The organism is Bacteroidales bacterium (assembly GCA_031275285.1).
Lineage (GTDB): Bacteria > Bacteroidota > Bacteroidia > Bacteroidales > UBA4181 > JAIRLS01.
Genome location: JAISOY010000094.1, coordinates 1 through 17,627 on the forward strand (window position 1 = coordinate 1; position 17,627 = coordinate 17,627).

The 17,627-nt window shown below is 40.5% G+C and carries 17 protein-coding genes and 5 tRNA genes; 4 read left to right on the forward strand and 18 right to left on the reverse strand.

Features of this window, described 5'->3' with window-relative positions; all coding sequences use genetic code 11:
* Window positions 1-35: 35 nt before the first annotated feature.
* The 12 genes from rplL to LBQ60_10175 all read right to left on the reverse strand — a co-directional run bounded on the left by rplL (window position 36) and on the right by LBQ60_10175 (window position 4,863).
* Complete coding sequence (gene rplL, locus LBQ60_10120; GenBank protein ID MDR2038268.1) at window positions 36-413, reverse strand: 50S ribosomal protein L7/L12; 378 nt, start codon at window positions 411-413, stop codon at window positions 36-38.
* Window positions 414-445: 32 nt separating this feature from the next.
* Complete coding sequence (gene rplJ, locus LBQ60_10125; GenBank protein MDR2038269.1) at window positions 446-964, reverse strand: 50S ribosomal protein L10; 519 nt, start codon at window positions 962-964, stop codon at window positions 446-448.
* Between the two features lie 26 nt (window positions 965-990).
* Entirely contained in the window at window positions 991-1,686 is a 696-nt protein-coding gene (gene rplA, locus LBQ60_10130) for a 50S ribosomal protein L1 (protein MDR2038270.1), read from the reverse strand.
* Between the two features lie 18 nt (window positions 1,687-1,704).
* Window positions 1,705-2,148, reverse strand: a complete 444-nt coding sequence (gene rplK / locus LBQ60_10135) for a 50S ribosomal protein L11 (GenBank protein ID MDR2038271.1) — start codon at window positions 2,146-2,148, stop codon at window positions 1,705-1,707.
* Between the two features lie 89 nt (window positions 2,149-2,237).
* The gene (gene nusG / locus LBQ60_10140; GenBank protein MDR2038272.1) at window positions 2,238-2,804 is read right to left on the reverse strand and encodes a transcription termination/antitermination protein NusG; all 567 of its coding nucleotides are present in this window, start codon (window positions 2,802-2,804) and stop codon (window positions 2,238-2,240) included.
* Window positions 2,805-2,822: 18 nt separating this feature from the next.
* Window positions 2,823-3,014, reverse strand: coding sequence for a preprotein translocase subunit SecE (secE, locus tag LBQ60_10145; GenBank protein MDR2038273.1), 192 nt, complete (start codon window positions 3,012-3,014; stop codon window positions 2,823-2,825).
* Between the two features lie 15 nt (window positions 3,015-3,029).
* Window positions 3,030-3,103, reverse strand: a tRNA-Trp gene (locus LBQ60_10150).
* A 94-nt stretch (window positions 3,104-3,197) separates the two neighbouring features.
* Complete coding sequence (gene tuf / locus LBQ60_10155; protein ID MDR2038274.1) at window positions 3,198-4,385, reverse strand: elongation factor Tu; 1,188 nt, start codon at window positions 4,383-4,385, stop codon at window positions 3,198-3,200.
* Between the two features lie 82 nt (window positions 4,386-4,467).
* Window positions 4,468-4,539, reverse strand: a tRNA-Thr gene (locus LBQ60_10160).
* 11 nt (window positions 4,540-4,550) lie between these two features.
* Window positions 4,551-4,623: transfer RNA gene (locus LBQ60_10165), tRNA-Gly, on the reverse strand.
* 24 nt (window positions 4,624-4,647) lie between these two features.
* A tRNA-Tyr gene (locus tag LBQ60_10170) sits at window positions 4,648-4,730 on the reverse strand.
* A 59-nt stretch (window positions 4,731-4,789) separates the two neighbouring features.
* Window positions 4,790-4,863: transfer RNA gene (locus tag LBQ60_10175), tRNA-Thr, on the reverse strand.
* 297 nt (window positions 4,864-5,160) lie between these two features.
* Between LBQ60_10175 and LBQ60_10180 the strand changes: the two genes are divergently transcribed.
* The 3 genes from LBQ60_10180 (at window position 5,161) to queF (ending at window position 7,072) form a co-directional block, all read left to right on the forward strand.
* Window positions 5,161-5,844, forward strand: a complete 684-nt coding sequence (locus LBQ60_10180; GenBank protein ID MDR2038275.1) for a queuosine precursor transporter — start codon at window positions 5,161-5,163, stop codon at window positions 5,842-5,844.
* Window positions 5,845-5,953: 109 nt separating this feature from the next.
* Window positions 5,954-6,616, forward strand: a complete 663-nt coding sequence (queC, locus tag LBQ60_10185) for a 7-cyano-7-deazaguanine synthase QueC (protein MDR2038276.1) — start codon at window positions 5,954-5,956, stop codon at window positions 6,614-6,616.
* Between the two features lie 3 nt (window positions 6,617-6,619).
* Window positions 6,620-7,072 (forward strand): preQ(1) synthase, encoded by a 453-nt coding sequence (gene queF, locus LBQ60_10190; GenBank protein ID MDR2038277.1) that lies wholly within the window; start codon window positions 6,620-6,622, stop codon window positions 7,070-7,072.
* A 27-nt stretch (window positions 7,073-7,099) separates the two neighbouring features.
* Here queF and murF read toward each other — a convergent pair whose 3' ends face one another.
* From murF to LBQ60_10205, 3 genes are all read right to left on the reverse strand, one after another.
* A complete protein-coding gene (murF, locus tag LBQ60_10195; protein MDR2038278.1) occupies window positions 7,100-8,389 on the reverse strand; it encodes a UDP-N-acetylmuramoyl-tripeptide--D-alanyl-D-alanine ligase in 1,290 nt (429 codons plus the stop codon).
* Between the two features lie 53 nt (window positions 8,390-8,442).
* Window positions 8,443-9,930, reverse strand: coding sequence for a gliding motility lipoprotein GldJ (gene gldJ, locus LBQ60_10200; protein MDR2038279.1), 1,488 nt, complete (start codon window positions 9,928-9,930; stop codon window positions 8,443-8,445).
* Window positions 9,931-9,999: 69 nt separating this feature from the next.
* The gene (locus tag LBQ60_10205; GenBank protein ID MDR2038280.1) at window positions 10,000-11,001 is read right to left on the reverse strand and encodes a PorP/SprF family type IX secretion system membrane protein; all 1,002 of its coding nucleotides are present in this window, start codon (window positions 10,999-11,001) and stop codon (window positions 10,000-10,002) included.
* 105 nt (window positions 11,002-11,106) lie between these two features.
* Between LBQ60_10205 and porU the strand changes: the two genes are divergently transcribed.
* Complete coding sequence (porU, locus tag LBQ60_10210; GenBank protein MDR2038281.1) at window positions 11,107-14,472, forward strand: type IX secretion system sortase PorU; 3,366 nt, start codon at window positions 11,107-11,109, stop codon at window positions 14,470-14,472.
* 4 nt (window positions 14,473-14,476) lie between these two features.
* Here porU and LBQ60_10215 read toward each other — a convergent pair whose 3' ends face one another.
* The 3 genes from LBQ60_10215 to LBQ60_10225 are packed head-to-tail and all read right to left on the reverse strand — an operon-like array spanning window position 14,477 to window position 17,590.
* Window positions 14,477-15,718 carry a competence/damage-inducible protein A gene (locus tag LBQ60_10215; GenBank protein MDR2038282.1) on the reverse strand — a complete coding sequence of 414 codons (1,242 nt, stop codon included), beginning with the start codon at window positions 15,716-15,718 and terminating at the stop codon, window positions 14,477-14,479.
* Entirely contained in the window at window positions 15,715-16,917 is a 1,203-nt protein-coding gene (locus LBQ60_10220; GenBank protein ID MDR2038283.1) for a dicarboxylate/amino acid:cation symporter, read from the reverse strand. The genes LBQ60_10215 and LBQ60_10220 overlap by 4 nt, the downstream gene beginning before the upstream one ends.
* 19 nt (window positions 16,918-16,936) lie before the next feature.
* Window positions 16,937-17,590 carry a hypothetical protein gene (locus tag LBQ60_10225; GenBank protein ID MDR2038284.1) on the reverse strand — a complete coding sequence of 218 codons (654 nt, stop codon included), beginning with the start codon at window positions 17,588-17,590 and terminating at the stop codon, window positions 16,937-16,939.
* Window positions 17,591-17,627 lie beyond the last annotated feature (37 nt).

Sequence of the window (17,627 nt, forward strand, 5' to 3'; positions counted from 1 at the left end):
GTCCCTAAACCTGAATACCTTAGCGGTATGTTACACTATTTAAGTTCAACTTCCGCTCCAGCTTCTTCTAATTGTGATTTGATGGATTCAGCTTCTTCTTTAGAACAACCTTCTTTTACAGCTTTAGGAGCAGCATCAACTACTTCCTTAGCTTCTTTCAATCCAAGACCGGTTAATTCTTTTACCAATTTGACGATCTGCAATTTGGCGCCACCTGCTGATTTCAGGATTACATCAAAAGATGTCTTTTCTTCAGCGGCAGCTTCTCCACCACCTGCGGCGGGAGCAGCTACTGCTACAGCTGCAGCTGCAGGTTCAATTCCATACTCGTCTTTAAGCACTTGCGCTAACTCGTTTACTTCTTTAACGGTCAAGTTTACTAATTGTTCTGCTAACGCTTTAATGTCTGCCATTTTTATTATGATTTAATAAATTAAATTACTTTTTATTCTTTCTCCGATAATGTTTTCACCAAACCGGCAAGGAGATGTTTACCTGATTGGAGTGCCGAGATAACATTCTTGGCCGGTGATTGTAATAACATGATAACATCACCGATCAATTCTTCTTTCGACTTGATAGAGGCCAATACTTCCAACTGATTTTCACCCACATATACCGACTCTTCCACATAAGCGGCTTTTAAAGTCGGACGTTCGTGAGATTTACGGAATTCTTTGATTAATTTGGCCGGAGTACTGCCCTCAGTTGAGAACATTACTGACGTAGGAGTTTTTAACACTCCGAATAGTTCTTCATAATCACCATCTGCTTTTTCAAAGGCTTTTTTCAAAAGGGTATTTTTAGCTACCACTAATTTAATGCCTCTATCAAAACACAAACGGCGCAACGCACTGGTATCTGCAGCATTTAAACCTGAAATATCTGCAATATAGATATGAGGAAAACTGTTAATCTGTTCTACCAGGCTATCAATGATCTGTCCTTTTTCTTCTTTCTTCATGATTGATTGCTTAAGTATATAACAGTTTACTCTTCAATTGATTTAGGATCCACCTTCAGACCAGGACTCATTGTTGAAGAGAGGTAAATACTCTTCACATAAGTACCTTTTGCTGCAGCCGGCTTTAACTTGTTGATGGTGCTCATAAATTCTTTGGCATTATCAACAATTTTATCGGGCGTAAAGGACACCTTACCAATTGATGTGTGTACGATACCAAATTTGTCGACTTTAAAATCAATCTTACCCTGTTTCACCTCAGCAACTGCTTTACCGATCTCCATGGTTACCGTTCCGCTTTTAGGGTTCGGCATTAAACCACGAGGGCCCAACACACGTCCTAAAGCACCGATTTTTCCCATTACCGATGGCATGGTGATGATGACATCTATATCCGTCCAACCGCCTTTGATTTTGTCAATGTATTCGTCCAATCCCACATAATCGGCCCCGGCTTCTTTAGCCTCAGCTTCTTTATCAGGAGTACAAAGTACCAATACACGAACTTCTTTACCGGTACCATGAGGTAACGATACAACACCACGTACCATTTGATTCGATTTACGGGGATCAACGCCTAAACGAACGTCAATATCCACGGATGCATCAAATTTTTGTGTCGTGATGTCTTTAAGTAAGGCGGCAGCTTCTGACAAATTATATGTCTTTGCAGGGTCAATTTTTTCTAAAACTAACTTCCTGTTTTTTGTAAGTCTTGCCATTTTTTCTGTCAACTTTAATTATTTGGTGAAAGGAGAATCGCCTGTGACAGTGATTCCCATACTTCTGGCGGTTCCGGCAACCATTTTCATCGCCGATTCCAAAGTAAACGCATTCATATCCTGCATTTTGTCTTTAGCTATCGCTTCAACAACTTCCCAGGTTACCGATCCTATCTTTTTACGATTGGGTTCGGCAGAACCTGATTTTACTTTGGCAGCTTCGATTAATTGAACCGGTACCGGAGGGGTTTTGGTGATAAAATCAAAAGATTTATCTGCATACACTGTAATTATAACAGGTATCACCTTGCCCGCCATCGATTGCGTCCGGGCGTTGAACTGCTTGCAAAAATCCATGATATTCACTCCTTTTGCCCCTAACGCAGGGCCTACAGGAGGAGATGGATTCGCCGCACCACCCTTAATCTGCAATTTGATTAATCCAGCAACTTCTTTTGCCATAATTATTTTTATTCTTAGATGATTTTAATGGAACAACCGAATAATATGGAAGCTTATTCTGTTGTCCTATTTAAGGTGCGTAACATTCGTTAAATTTTCTCGACCTGTATAAAATTCAGTTCGAGAGGTGTCTGACGGCCGAAGATCTTCACCATTACCTTGAGTTTCTTCTGTTCCTCATTCACTTCTTCAATAATTCCGGAGAAACTGTTAAACGGTCCATCAATTACTTTCACTGCTTCTCCTACATAAAATGCCACTTCGAGTTCTTCATCGCTTGCAGCAAGTTCATCCACTTTACCTAAAATCCTGTTTACTTCCGACTGTCTCAGGGGAACAGGTATTTTTTTACGTGATCCGTCAATAACACGCTCTTCTTCCAGAAATCCCGATACACCCGGTACATTACGTAGCATATGTATCATTTCACCCTGAAGTTCAGCCTCTATCATAATATAACCGGGAAAGAATGTGCGTTCACGGCTCACTTTTTTCCCGTTTTTGATCTGATATACCTTTTCAGTAGGGATAAGTACCTGAGATACATAATCTGTCCATCCCATTGCTGCAATTTCACTTTCTATGTATTCTTTGGCTTTCTTTTCCTTTCCCCCTACGGTCCTCAGGACATACCATTTTTTCCCTGTTTCACTCATTGTTTCTTGTCAAAGGTATTAAAAGTGTTTGTACAGGAATTTAAACAAATGGTCAAAACTGAAATCCATGGCAAACACAATGAGTGCGATGATTAAGGAAGCGACCAATACAACAATCGAACTGCTCTGCAAGTCAGACCAGGTAGGCCAGCTAACTTTGTGTACCAATTCGGTGTATGTTTCCTTCAGGTATTTGGTTACTTTATTCATTTTTTGACGGCTTATTGGCAGGAGTGGAGAGATTCGAACTCCCATCAACGGTTTTGGAGACCGCTATTCTGCCCTTGAACTACACTCCTTTGTTTGAATATAAAGACTTTTAAGTTATATATATTGAGCTTCAGGCAGATCTTACACTACCGAAGCTCAATATCATACACTTATTTTGAAATCTTATTCAACAATTTCAACTACCTGTCCGGCACCTACTGTACGGCCACCTTCACGGATTGCAAAACGCAAACCTTGGTTGATAGCTACAGGGTAAATCAATTCTACGGTAATGGTTACGTTATCACCTGGCATTACCATTTCACGGCCTTCAGGTAAAGTAATTTCACCGGTTACGTCCAATGTACGTAAATAGAATTGAGGACGATATTTATTGTGGAAAGGAGTGTGACGACCACCTTCTTCTTTTTTCAATACATAAACCTCAGCTTTAAACTTAGTATGAGGAGTGATTGAACCCGGTTTGGCAATTACCTGACCGCGTTTAATATTATTCTTGTCGATACCGCGAAGCAACAGACCAACGTTATCTCCAGCTTCACCCCTGTCAAGAATCTTACGGAACATTTCAACTCCTGTAACGACAGTTTTCATTTTTTCAGCTCCCAGACCAATAATCTCCATTTCGTCACCGGTATTTACAACACCTGTTTCGATACGGCCTGTAGCTACAGTACCACGACCTGTGATGGAAAATACGTCTTCAACCGGCATCAGGAATGGTTTTTCGTTTTCACGGGGAGGAATAGGAATATAAGTATCCACTGCATCCATCAATTCCATGACTTTGTCTACCCATTGAGGCTCATTATTCAATCCGCCAAGAGCAGATCCACGGATAACAGGAACATTATCACCGTCATAGTCATAGAAACTCAACAATTCGCGCATTTCCATTTCAACCAGGTCAAGCATTTCTTCGTCATCTACCAGGTCAACCTTGTTCATGAAAACCACAATCTTGGGAACATTTACCTGACGAGCCAAAAGAATGTGTTCACGAGTCTGAGGCATAGGACCATCAGTTGCAGCAACAACGATGATAGCACCGTCCATCTGTGCAGCACCTGTAACCATGTTTTTCACATAGTCAGCGTGACCCGGACAGTCAACGTGAGCATAGTGACGGCTGGCTGTTTGGTATTCAACGTGAGATGTATTAATGGTAATACCCCTTTCTTTTTCTTCAGGAGCATTGTCGATTGAGTCGAAAGAACGCAATTCTGATAAGCCCTTTGAGGCCAATACAGTTGTGATCGCTGCGGTAAGCGTAGTCTTACCGTGGTCAACGTGACCAATAGTACCAATGTTCACGTGCGGTTTGGACCTGTCAAATTTTTCTTTTGCCATGATAATAAAAAATTAAAATATAGGTTTTTAAGATGATATTTTGTATTAACTTAATTCGTTACAATATAACACTCATGCCTAGAGCCAATGATGGGAATTGAACCCATGACCCCTTCCTTACCAAGGAAGTGCTCTACCTCTGAGCTACATCGGCGGCGAATATTGAGCGGGAGACGAGGCTCGAACTCGCGGCCCTAACCTTGGAAGGGTTATGCTCTACCAACTGAGCTACTCCCGCTTGTATACGCTTTTGAAATTTTTGTGGGGAGAGGAGGATTCGAACCTCCGAAGTCGTAAGACAACAGATTTACAGTCTGCCCCATTTGGCCGCTCTGGAATCTCCCCAAAGAGATTACAATTTTTTTTAAATTTCAAAAACTGCTTCTAATAAACTTAAGAACCCGAGCCGATGGAGGGATTCGAACCCCCGACCAGCTGATTACAAATCAGCTGCTCTGGCCAACTGAGCTACATCGGCAATGATCATTTTAGAGACTATGCGTCAAAAAACGAGTGCGCAAAGGTATATACTTTTTTCCATTACGCAATATTTTTCGTAACTTTTCTTTACAAATTTTGTCCATTTTCTAAAAATGGCTGAGAATAAGCACGTTTAAAAATATTTTTTTAGGAAACAAAAATATAAATAATATTTATTATTCTAAAAGATATTCAAAGACAAATAATATTTTCATTAAAATCAATCATTCTTTGTACCTTTGCTCAGACTTTTCATTCACGTGTTATTGATAACCACGTATAAAAAACAATAATAATGACAAAACAGGTTTCTCTTTCTTTCATGTTATTGGGCACACTTTTCACCGTATGCCTTATCCTTTCAAACCTTCTGGCAACTAAACTTATTGTTATTGGCGGATTATCAGCTACAGCGGGATTAATCATTTTTCCGATATCATACATCATTAATGACACGATTGTAGAGGTATGGGGATATCGTAAAGCACGACTTATTATATGGCTGGCTTTTACCATGAATTTTCTGGCCATCATTTTTATTCAGCTATCTATAAAAATTATGCCTGCGCCTTATTGGGACGGGCAGGATGCATATGCAACAACATTCAGCCAGGCTCCGAGAGTCGCATTTGCCAGTTTGATCGCTTTTTTATCCGGATCATTGATTAATGCATACATAATGAGCCGCATGAAGGTACGTTCGCAGGGAAAAAGATTTGGTCTCAGGGCTATTGTTTCTACCATTTTCGGAGAAGCTTCGGATTCCTTGTTGTTCTTTATTATCGCTTTTTCAGGAATTGTGGCTTGGAAAGAAATCCTGATAATGATCGCTGTCCAGACCGTTCTTAAATCAGCTTACGAGGTAATTATTCTCCCGGTAACCACTGTCGTGGTCAAGTATATCAAACGGACAGAAAAAACCGATGTATTTGATGAAAATATATCATACCATATATTAAAAGTAAAAGAAGTATCATAACCATGATTCAAGATTTGAGATTTAAAATTAGACAAAACAGAATTTTGAACTTTGAACCCCAAAGGGCTCAACGAAGTTAATCCGGAATGTTAAAATTAATTTTATTCACATGAATTTCAATAGTTCCGCATTGGTATTATCATCCGGCGGACAGGATTCCACTGTATGCCTATTCTGGGCACTCCAACATTTCGAACATGTGGAAGCCTTATGTTTCCGGTATGGGCAACGTCACGAAACGGAAATAGAGGCAGCACGGTCTATTGCAAAGAAGGCCAATGTAAAATTTCACTTGATCGATGCGGGAATGATTGCAGGATTAAGCAGCAATTCCCTTACAGATTTATCTGTTACCATGGATAAGGAACAAAAAGGTAATGCTCCTCCAAACACTTTTGTCCCGGGACGGAATCTTTTATTCATCAATCTGGCGGCTGTTATTGCTTATGAAAATCATATAGCAAATATTGTAACAGGCGTTTCACAAGCAGATTATAGCGGTTATCCGGATTGCCGGGATACATTTATCCGTTCCCTCAACACTACATTGAACCTCGCCATGGATACACAATTTATCATCCATACTCCTTTGATGTGGCGGGATAAGGAAGAAGTGTGGGCCCTTGCAGGAGAACTCGGGGTTTTTAACCTGGTGAAGAATGAAACGGTTACCTGTTATAACGGCATTATTGCAGAAGGTTGCGGAGAATGTCCTTCTTGTAAGCTTCGTCGTAACGGACTGGAAAAATATGTACAAAGAAAAAATATATAAATTATGTCACTCAGCTTATTAGGTAAAAAAACAGATTATCCTTTTAATTATGATCCTTCCATATTGGAAGCATTCGACAACCAGCATCCGGACCATGATTACTGGGTACGGTTCAACTGTCCGGAATTTACCAGCTTATGTCCCATTACCTCACAACCTGATTTCGCTACCATATATATCAACTATATCCCGGCAGAAAAAATGGTAGAAAGTAAAAGTCTGAAACTATACTTGTTTAGTTTTCGCAACCATGGTTCTTTTCATGAAGATTGCGTCAACATTATTATGAAAGACCTGATCAAGCTGATGGAACCAAAATATATTGAAGTGTGGGGTGTTTTCACTCCACGGGGGGGGATCAGCATCTACCCTTTCTGTAATTATGGAAAGGATGAATCACGCTACCAGGAAATGGCACAATACCGGATGATGCATCATGACCTGAAACTTCCGTAACGATCTATTCGTGATTATACAAATAAATTATAGTAATTCCTGAAGTTGCTCCAGCTTCATTCCCCTGGAACCTTTGATCAATATGGTAAATGCTTCCGGAGGATCATTGGCCAGCGCATCTTTCAATGTCCCTATATCCTCAAATGCGCGGATCCCGGGAATATCTTTTGCCGCTTCAAAAAAACTCCTGCCAACAACTATGTTTTCTGTTTCAGGATGATTCATCAATATACGAACAATCTCTGCATGCTCTGCTGCTGATTCAAGACCCAGTTCAAACATATCACCCAGTATCGTCATTCTTTTCCCTTGAACCTGCTCAAAGAAATTATTGAGGGATTCTTTCATACTGGTAGGATTGGCATTATAGTAGTCAAGCAAAAGAAGATTCCGTCCGGTTTGCAAGACCTGCGACCGGTTATTTTGTGGAACATACCCTGAAAGAGATATAATGATCTCCTCTTCAGGCACCTGGAAATAATCACCGATACAAGCAGCAGACACAATATTTTCCAGATTATATGCACCTGCCAGATGTGTCTGGATAGTATAGGTTTTCTCATTTATAGAAAGCTCCATATAAAGATAAGGAGAAGCTGATAATACCCTGCCAATATAAGGGCTTTCACCATATGCTATCATATTTGCCTGAACCTCTGCCAATAATTCCTTCAAGACCGGATTCGTAGCATTAAAGAAAATGGTTCCTTTATGTTTATCGAGATAGTCATAAAGTTCTTTCTTGGCTTTTTTCACACCTTGAAAACCTCCGAATCCTTCCAGGTGAGCCTTTCCGATATTGGTAATCAGGCCATGTGTCGGCTCTGCAATATTGCATAATAAGCTGATCTCTTGTTGGTGATTAGCTCCCATCTCAATAATGGCCATCTCGGTGTTCCGGTTCAACTGCAGCAACGTCAGGGGTACTCCAATATGATTGTTCAGATTTCCGGAAGTAGCCAGTACCTGGTATTTTGAAGACAAAACACTTTTCATTAATTCTTTGGTGGTTGTTTTGCCGTTCGTACCTGTAACTGCGATCACCGGAATTGTAAATTTCCGGCGATGGAACCGGGCCAGATCCTGCAATGCAGCCAATGTATCTTCTACCAGAATAAACCGTTCATCAATTGCTACATCGGGCTTATCCACAACAGCATAAGCACAACCTGCATGTAAAGCCGTTGCAGCAAAATCATTTCCATCAAATTGCTCCCCTTTTAATGCAAAAAAAATACTTCCCGTTTCTGCCTTTCGGGTATCAGTAACTACCTTAGGATAACGAGTAAATAATGTATATAAATCATCTATCTGCATCTGTTATTTGGCCTATAAAACAAAAAAGGGGCGCTGCCCCTTTCTGTTATTCTTTATCTGGTTGGTATCATGTGTCGTGAACTTTGTGCACCGACTCTTGTCATGGCACAGCGGAATCCGATATCATCCCTTGACTGATCTTCGGCCAGGAACCTTCTTGTCCCCGGGCTCAACCAATACGGACGATCCCTCCATGACCCCCCTTTATATACACGTACATTGTCATTGATCAATGTCTGGGTAGGATCATACATCCGGTCTGATCCGGCATCTTTAAGACTTTCATCAGTATAATCCATGGTAGAACCATGATCTCCGTCTTCGTAGTTACGATAATCGGACTTTGTAAACTGACGGCGCTGACTCATGGCATCTTCTTCCTTGATCGGCACATATTTCAGGCGACCCAAACTATCTTTCTGTACAGGAGCTCCGGATTCATCAACGTCCAATACTTTAAATACATTTCCACGGAACGGGTTAAAGTCTTCTACATCTTCATGCGACATCGGACGATATACATCCAATACCCATTCATTGACATTCCCTGCCATACAATACAGTCCATAATCGTTAGGCCAGAAAGAAATAACAGGCAATGTCGTACTTCCTGCATCATTCAATGCTCCAGCCACACCCATCATATCACCACGGCCACGTTTAAAATTGGCTAACATTACACCTCTGTATTTTTTCTTGTGGTTACGAAGAACATCACCATTCCATGGATAAATCCTTCTTTCATAAATCCTTTCATCATAAGAATTCCCAACTAATCCCAATGCGGCATATTCCCATTCAGCTTCTGTAGGTAAACGGTATTTCGGCAATAAAATACCATCTTCCAACATAACGCGTCGTTCTTCTTTATTGGGGTCCATACTTTTCAGGTTCTGCCTTACTACTCCTTCATACTGTCCGACTAAATAGGCATCCGTATTAAAATTTTCAGCATCTTTCTGATTAGGGTCATTATCCAGAATACCTTCCCGGACCAGAATCCTTTCATTGACACGGTCAGTTCTCCAGATACAGTAATCATTGGCCTGCAACCAACTTACTCCCACTACAGGATATTGATTATAAGAAGGATGACGTAGATACATTTCCACTAATGGTTCATTATATGCCAATTTGCTTCTCCAAACCAGGGTATCAGGCAGCGCCTTACGATATACCTCTGGATAAGAAACAAATACACGGCGGATCCAGTGGAGGTATTCTTTATAATCCACATTGGCTATCTCCGTCTGGTCAATATAGAATGATTCAACGGTAACAGAACGGGGTGTATTATTCCAATCATACATTACATCCTGGCCCACACGTCCCATAGTAAAATTACCTCCCTCAACAAATACCAATCCTGGACCTGTTTCCTGCTCCGGCACATCTTTTACCTCGTATCCTCCCTGATTCGGATCGTTATAGTTCCAACCTGTTGTTGGTGATTTGCCTTTTCCTCCTTTAAACAAACCGCAAGAAGAGATAAAAAGTACTGAAAGTAAAGACAGTACGATAATCGAGAATCTATAAGTCATTGTTAACAAATTTATTTTCGGTTCAAAGATATATAATATTCACATTATTACGAACAAATTCTTCAAAAATTACAAACTGTATTTTGAGCATTTTATTGTTTTCATTTTCTTCTTTGGATGAATTTTCCATACCAAAGTGATTTCATGTGCCCCTGTTCCGGGAAATTCTCCTTTCTGATGAGACAACTTATAATCATAATTGTATACGATTCTATAATTAATTTGTTCCAATCCAACCAAAAAAGTTGCTGATTCGGGCGTAAAACCAGATGCTGTTCTCATCCAAACTCCCATAAAAACAGGCTCATATGCAACATTTAATCCTAATGAAAAAATATTTTGATATTGTTGTTGCCGGAAATAAAATCCCGGAGAAAAAACTATTTTTTGCTTGTTAAATTTTCCAAACCGTAATGGAAAATAGGAAATAAAATGTGCACTAAGACTTAAAGGTGTACGTTTCTTATTTACTTCAGAAAGTGTTTCAATCGGACCATTCAAATGATGGGCTGCCACTCCCATGCTATACCTATCGGAAAAATTAGCCACTACCCCAACTCCAAAATCAGGAAAAACAGAAGAATAATCCGACAGATATTCCGAAGAAGCGGTTCCTGAATACGGATTGTCATCCGGAAGAGTTAATCCTGATCCGTTCATGGCCCGCTGTACCACCGACATCTGCAACCCGGGAGACAATGTGATCTGATTTGATATTTTAAACTGATAATTATAGTAAATTTCCACAGATGTCCGTGAATATATACCTCCTGCCACATCCCGGAATACCTGCGCACCTATTCCACTATTAATCGATGGTATTTTTTGATCATACGAAGCAAAATAAGAAACATAGGCATGATCCATCAAAGGCCATTGATCCCGGAATCCACCGGAAACCTTGATGTAATCATTGATTCCTGCAAGCCCGGGATTTACAGATAATGCGTCAAACATAAACTGTGAAAAAACTGCATCCTGTCCGGATGTTGAAAAACACAGGAAACATTGTAAGACTACCACGAAAACACCGGTCTTCAAATTATCACCTTTACTTTGTTTAACGATCATAAAAATACCCGACTTTCTCTTTATGGATAATAATCATAAAGGTTTGTACGTTTTTTGCAGCAAAAGGTTTTACTTTTGTTGTATATTTTTAAAATATTTCCTGTATTGAAGAACGTTTTCTGGGGCGTATTGTTGTGCTTTGTCACTTTTTTAAATCTTTATGGTGAAAATAACTCCGGATCGGTATTATCATCAGGGGAGTGGTACAAAATACATATTACCCGGGATGGTATCTACCAGATTACTTATGCTGAATTACGGAACCTGGGATTAAGCAATCCCGCCGACGTACGGATATATGGGTCAGAAGGCGCTATGCTCCCGGAAACTGTTGATGCCCGTTTTTCCGATGATTTGAAAGAAGTTCCCATTTTGATGGTGACAAAGAATAATGGTGTTTTCACAGACGGCGATTATATTCTTTTTTACGGGCAGGGTCCGGTTGTATGGAAATACAATCATGACCAACAAGCCTTTGAACACGAGCTCCATTTGTGGGACAACCAATCCTGTTACTTTATTACATCCCAGCCAGGCGGGAAACGCATAAGAAAAGAAGAATCATCCTCTCTTCCTGCCAACTATCAGGTTACATCTTTCGATGAACATTTGTTTCATGAACAGGAACTCAATAATGTCATTAATTCAGGAAGGTTCTGGTATGGAGAATATTTCCGTTCGCCACTAAACCATTATTTTTCTTTCTCCGTACCCGACATCGACCTCAACCAGCCTGTTTCCGTTAATATCGATTTTCTTGCCCGGAGCTCGTCAAGAAGTTATCTGGAGGTCCGTCACAACAACCAACAAATAACCAATCAGGCATTACCAGTTTACGGACAGGAATATGCGGTAGCGTCATCTTTTACAGCCTCCCTACAACCGGCATCCGGACAGGTTTCTATTGAATTAATCCTGAACCAGAATGGTAATTCGCTGGCAGAAGGATGGTTGAATTTCCTGCGTCTTCATGTACGACGAAAACTGAATTTATCCCAACCACCTCTTTTTTTCAGGGATATCCGTTCTGTAGAGGAAAACCGGGTTTCTGAGTTCAGTATTACCGGAAGTAACTCAAATACGGTTGTCTGGGATGTCACAGACATGCATGACATACGGGAAATGAACACATCATTATCCGGAAACACATTAAGTTTTGTTACGGCAACCGGCCATTTGCGTGAATTTGTTGCATTTAACCTGACTGATGGATTAATGAAACCATCTTTTTCCGGACAAAACCACATCGAAAATCAAAATCTACATGCTATCGATGCAGATATGGTCATTGTTTCCCATCCCGATTTTATAAGCGCCTCGGAAGAACTTGCCAACCTGCATCGTGAAAATGACGGACTATCTGTTCATGTTGCGACAACAGAACAGGTGTATCATGAATTTTCTTCCGGGAAGCAGGATCCGGCAGCCATTCGAAACTTCATGAAAACCGTATATGAAAAATCCGGTAAGCTAAAATACCTGTTATTGATGGGAGATGGTTCATTCGATAACAAATCAAATCAGATTAAGAATGGACGGGCAACCAGTAACACGAATTATGTGGTTACATACCAATCTGTAGAATCCGCACATACCATCCGTTCCTATGTTTCCGACGATTATTTCGGAATACTGGGCGATGGGGAAGATATTCTGGGAGGAAGCCTGAAAATAGGGATCGGCAGACTCCCCGTCCAGACTTCCGAAGAGGCGCAGGACGCTGTCAACAAAATCCGGAAATATATGGAACATGAGATTTCCAGTGACTGGCCCAACATTATGGGATTGCTGGCCGATGATGATGACGGAAATATACATATGTCCCAATCAGATAGTATTGCGGTATATGTAACCGATTATGAACCGCAGTATACCATTGAAAAATTATATTTTGATGCTTTCCAACAAATCCCCACGGCTGACGGACATCGTTACCCGGAAGTAACAGAACGTTTGGAAAGCCTGCTCAATAAAAGTTGTTTCCTTATCAATTACATTGGACATGGAAATGCTACCGGATTATCTGAAGAGCGGGTAGTTAATTCAACAAGTATCGACCAGTGGAAAAATAAGATCTATCCGCTATTTGTTGTGGCGACATGCGAATTCGGTCGTTATGATGACCAGAGAACCACTGCAGGAGAAAAGCTGATACTGAACCCTAATGGTGGAGGGATTGCATTATTGACCAGTACTCGCCTGGTATATTCCAGCCAGAATTTCCAGTTCAACAAAAGTTTCTTCCGCGCCCTGTTTTCAGAACCATTTGATGAGAATCCATACAGATTAGGAGATCTTATCCGGTTGAGCAAAAATGCATCCGGAACGAGTATCAACAAATTATGTTTTACACTGTTGGGTGACCCGGCCCTAAAGTTACCCGTTCCTTCCAACAACATCCGGACTGTTTCCATTAATGGGAAAGCAGTTGATGAGCCTTTAGATACCTTGAAAGCTAACAACAAAATAACCATCAAAGCTGAAGTCATCAATAAAAACGGACAAAGGTTGGATTCTTTCAATGGTATTGTACACATTTCATTGTTTGACAAGCCACGGGAAAAATATACCCTAAATAATGACGGGAATACCCAACCCATGAAATTCGAGACTCAAACATCTTTATTGTATAAGGGTAAAGCAACTGTCCGGTATGGTGAATTCGAGGCATCTTTCATCATACCCCGTGATATCAACTACCAATTTGGACATGGAAAAATAAGCTATTTCGCTTATTCCGAATCGGATATTGCATCAGGAGCATTTAACCAAATTACTATTGGTGGCTCCGGAGATCCAATCGACGACACATCAGGTCCGGAAATCCGGTTATTCATGAATGACACTCTTTTCAGGAACGGAGGTATCACCGATCAAAATCCGGTACTTATCGCTTTGCTTAAGGACGAATCCGGTATCAATACTTCCGGAGAAGGTATCGGCCATGATATTACCGCTGTACTCAGTCATGATCCATCAAAAATTTATACTTTAAATCCTTATTACGAGGCCGAACTGGATGATTATCGCAAAGGAATGGTAGTATATCACTTTTCGGATCTTCCTGTGGGCGAATATGAATTGATATTCAATGCCTGGGATGTGGTAAATAACGCCTCACAAGCAAGTATCCGGTTCCGTGTTACCCGATCTGGTGTTTTGCATATCAGCAACTTATATAATTACCCTAACCCCTTTTCCGACTTCACCTATATCTACTTTGAACATAACTTCCCAGAAGAAGCTGTTGAAGTGGAAATGCAGGTGTTCGACATCAACGGAAAGCGATTATCTACCACCAAACAATCTTTATTTTCTGAAGGCTACACATCCGGACAGCTACGATGGAATGGCTATGATGCCAATGGAAACAGAATGAACAGTGGCATTTATCCGTACCGGATCATTCTTCGCACAAAGACAGGACAGGAAGTACTGAAAAGTTCAAAAATAGTATTGATCCGACAATAACGGGTTAATCCCCGCGTAGCTGTTCTATCAACATGTTCAAAGCGGCAGTGGTAGTCCTTTGGATATTATTCTCCCTGTTGTTCCCAAAATGGAGAAGCTTTGAAATCACCCGTGATTTTGTTGCGAGAGCCACCCATATAGTCCCTACGGGTTTCTCCACAGTTCCTCCCGTAGGTCCTGCAATACCCGAAGTAGCTACAGCATAATCAGTATCCAATAGTTTCCGAACGTTTTGTGCCATCTGCTCTACGACTATTTTGCTAACGGCTCCATATTGTTCAATATCAGACGCGACCACACCTAGAAGGCTCACTTTTACCTCATTGGCATACGCCACCACCGATCCTTTAAAATACTGTGAACTGCCGGAAACGGTTGTTAACATATGTGCGATATTACCACCCGTACAACTTTCGGCAGTAGATACTGTCTCCCCTCTTTCTGACAACAAGCGGCCAACCAATTCTTCCGGTAGTTCGTCTTGCACACTTAATAAATGTTTTCCAAGGATAGGCCGCAATTTTTCAATGGCCTCCTCTACCTCTCTTTCAATGAATGCTTTATCAGTACCGGATGTGGATAATCTTAAACGGATCATTCCTCCGGAGGGAAGATACGCCAGTTTCATGTAAGGAGGCAAATGATCTTCCCATTGTTCAATCAACAATGCCAGTGAAGATTCTGGAATTCCGGAAACCAATAATGTCCGGTGTAAAATTACATCAGTCTCAAAGTATTGCCGCAACCGGGGAATCAACTCATCCTGCATCATGGTTTTCATTTCAAAAGGAACTCCGGGCATGGATATATATACGATCCCCTCCTTTTCGAACCACATTCCGGGAGCAGTGCCACAAGTGTTAGGTATAACGATACAGTTTTCAAGCACCTCCGCTTGTTTTTTATTCAAAGGGTTCATAGCAATATGCCGGGATGCCATTATTGATTCAATGTGCCGAAGCGTTCCTCCGTCAGTAACTAAACGGACGCCCGCATACCGGGCCAAAGCCGCTTTGGTAATATCATCTTTGGTTGGACCCAAGCCACCCGTAATCAGCACCAAGCGTACCCGCTTCGACGCATCATCCAATGCAGTATGAATATGTTCCCCATCATCTGAAACAGATGTGATCTGATATACGCTAATTCCTATTTTATTCAATTCCCGGGCAATATATGCCGAATTGGAATCTATTACCTGTCCTATCAACAGTTCATCCCCAATGGTAATTATCTCTGCCTTCATTTATTTTGTTTTCCCGCTATTTTATCCACAACCAATGCAATGGCTCCATCTCCGGTCACATTACAAGCCGTACCGAAACTATCAATGGCAATATATAAAGCAATAATAAGTCCTATGGCTTCATTGTCAAAACCCAGCATGGACTGGAGAACACCTGTTGCAGCCATAATAGCACCACCCGGGACACCGGGAGCAGCAATCATTACTACCCCCAACATCAGGATAAATGCTGTATACAACGACAAATCGTGAGGAATACCTACCAATATACAAATGGCCAGACTCATGGCAACAATTTTCATTGTACTTCCCGCCAGATGTATGGTAGCGCATAACGGGATACAGAAATCCGCAATATCTTCCCGGACTCCGTTTTTTCTCGTCTGGGCCAGAGTAACAGGTATGGTAGCGGCAGAAGAAGATGTACCCAATGCTGTCATATAGGCTGGTAACATGGTATACAATAACCGTAAAGGATTTCTTTTAACTACTGCTCCTGCAATGATATATTGGATCAATAAAAGCAAAATATGTAAAATAAAGATGATACCGATGACTTTCCCAAAAACGCCAATGATGGAAAATACCGTTCCTGAATATGTCATATTTAAAAAGATACCGAAAATATAAATGGGCAATAATGGTATGATCACTGCAGAGATAACCAGTTCTACAATAGATTTGAACTCCGTCAGTGCGTTTTTAAGTGTTTCCCCTTTATTGATCGCAATCCCTATTCCCAGGATAAAGGCCAGGATCAAGGCTGTCATCACCCCGAATACAGGAGGCATCTCAATCGTAAAAAAAGGAGTTAACAAGGTAGATTCCGGATCATCTACATTCAATAATTCAGGCTCAGGCGCAATCAAATAAGGAAAAACCGCATTACAGGAAAAATAGGTAAAAAATCCGGAAAAGATAGTAGACCCATAAGCGATCAATGCTGTAATTGCCAACAACCGACCGGCATTTTTCCCCAGATCTGCAATACCCGGCGCAACCAATCCGAGAATGATCAAAGGAATGGAAAATCCCAGAAACGAGGAAAATATGCTACTAAAAGTAACAAAAACCCTTACCAGGCCCGGCAGGTTCATCCGGCTTTCCGAAAAAGCCATTCCGAATAGCATACCCAGGATAATGGCAATTATCACCTTAGGTAATAACCCTATTTTTATTTTTTTCCTAAATATATTCATATAGCGTAAAAGTAATTTATTATATGTGTCTGATGGATATTTGTTTCACATTTGTTTCTTGATCTTCCCCGGAGTCATTTGTAACCATAATTCCAAGAGATTTCGATTTTAAAGGAAGGATATATGATGTCCGATAAACAGTTTTATCATTATCTTTCTTAATTTTTAATTTGACTTTAATAAATCTATATGTTCCACCTTCAATGACTTTTCGTTCTTCCCAAAAAACCTGATTAACGCCTGGGATCCAAACAAGTTTCTGCATTACTTGAGTCAGTTGTTCAGCTGTATCTTGGTTGATTCGTAAATGAGGAGCAATGAAAAAAAATATTGAATTCGAATAGTCAGTAGTGTCACAAAACAGTATTCCGGGATTTCCTTTCAATAAGTGTTGTTTTATGATCATTCCAGATAATAAGCTGTCATTGTAAGATAATTTTCCTTTCACCTTTTTGATATTATCCCACATCCGATCCGCGTTTATCTCATTTTCAATTGCAATCTGCCTATAACCGGGAGGGATATGAAATTTAATACCATATGTATCCAAGGTGAAATCATACTCCGGTTTTATTGAAAAATTACATGCAGAAAACAAAAAACATACTGCATAAAAACATATTATGCAAATATAACTTGTTGTTTCTTGCCTGTAAAGGGTGATTATTTTCATATATCGCTTTAAGCATCGCAAGATATGAAAATTCACA

Coding starts and splice junctions, on each gene's coding strand:
- LBQ60_10180 (MDR2038275.1), top strand. CDS start 5,161: ATGACAAAACAGGTTTCTCTTTCTTTCATGTTATTGGGCACACTTTTC.
- murF (MDR2038278.1), bottom strand. CDS start 8,389: ATGCAGATAGATGATTTATATACATTATTTACTCGTTATCCTAAGGTA.
- LBQ60_10225 (MDR2038284.1), bottom strand. CDS start 17,590: ATGAAAATAATCACCCTTTACAGGCAAGAAACAACAAGTTATATTTGC.
- queC (MDR2038276.1), top strand. CDS start 5,954: ATGAATTTCAATAGTTCCGCATTGGTATTATCATCCGGCGGACAGGAT.
- nusG (MDR2038272.1), bottom strand. CDS start 2,804: ATGAGTGAAACAGGGAAAAAATGGTATGTCCTGAGGACCGTAGGGGGA.
- rplK (MDR2038271.1), bottom strand. CDS start 2,148: ATGGCAAAAGAAGTTGCTGGATTAATCAAATTGCAGATTAAGGGTGGT.
- gldJ (MDR2038279.1), bottom strand. CDS start 9,930: ATGACTTATAGATTCTCGATTATCGTACTGTCTTTACTTTCAGTACTT.
- LBQ60_10205 (MDR2038280.1), bottom strand. CDS start 11,001: ATGATCGTTAAACAAAGTAAAGGTGATAATTTGAAGACCGGTGTTTTC.
- secE (MDR2038273.1), bottom strand. CDS start 3,014: ATGAATAAAGTAACCAAATACCTGAAGGAAACATACACCGAATTGGTA.
- rplJ (MDR2038269.1), bottom strand. CDS start 964: ATGAAGAAAGAAGAAAAAGGACAGATCATTGATAGCCTGGTAGAACAG.
- queF (MDR2038277.1), top strand. CDS start 6,620: ATGTCACTCAGCTTATTAGGTAAAAAAACAGATTATCCTTTTAATTAT.
- LBQ60_10215 (MDR2038282.1), bottom strand. CDS start 15,718: ATGAAGGCAGAGATAATTACCATTGGGGATGAACTGTTGATAGGACAG.
- rplL (MDR2038268.1), bottom strand. CDS start 413: ATGGCAGACATTAAAGCGTTAGCAGAACAATTAGTAAACTTGACCGTT.
- tuf (MDR2038274.1), bottom strand. CDS start 4,385: ATGGCAAAAGAAAAATTTGACAGGTCCAAACCGCACGTGAACATTGGT.
- rplA (MDR2038270.1), bottom strand. CDS start 1,686: ATGGCAAGACTTACAAAAAACAGGAAGTTAGTTTTAGAAAAAATTGAC.
- LBQ60_10220 (MDR2038283.1), bottom strand. CDS start 16,917: ATGAATATATTTAGGAAAAAAATAAAAATAGGGTTATTACCTAAGGTG.